The sequence below is a fragment of the Rhodobacter sp. Har01 genome (assembly GCF_020564565.1).
Lineage (GTDB): Bacteria > Pseudomonadota > Alphaproteobacteria > Rhodobacterales > Rhodobacteraceae > Pseudogemmobacter.
Genome location: NZ_JAJCTD010000043.1, coordinates 1 through 393, shown reverse-complemented (window position 1 = coordinate 393; position 393 = coordinate 1). Strand labels below are relative to the sequence as shown.

1 protein-coding gene is annotated in these 393 nt (G+C 63.9%); it reads right to left on the bottom strand.

Features of this window, described 5'->3' with window-relative positions:
- Positions 1–393: GTP-binding protein (locus tag LHP98_RS19330; protein WP_264473861.1), on the bottom strand; the 393-nt coding region annotated here is incomplete at both ends.

Here is a 393-nt window from a genome sequence, read left to right as displayed (position 1 = left end):
GGTATTCGTAGGAGGACAGAAGCTCGCGCACTTCCATCTCGACCAGTTCCAGGAGTTCCGGGTCATCGACCAGGTCGACCTTGTTCATGTAGACGACCATGTAGGGAATGCCCACCTGGCGGCCCAGAAGGATGTGCTCGCGGGTCTGCGGCATCGGGCCGTCCGAGGCGGCAACCACCAGGATCGCGCCGTCCATCTGGGCGGCACCGGTGATCATGTTCTTGACGTAGTCGGCGTGGCCGGGGCAGTCGACGTGGGCGTAGTGGCGGGCCTCGGTCTCATACTCGACATGCGCGGTCGAGATCGTGATCCCCCGCGCCCGCTCTTCCGGCGCGCCGTCGATCTGGTCGTAGGCCTTGAATTCGCCGAAATACTTGGTGATCGCCGCGGTCA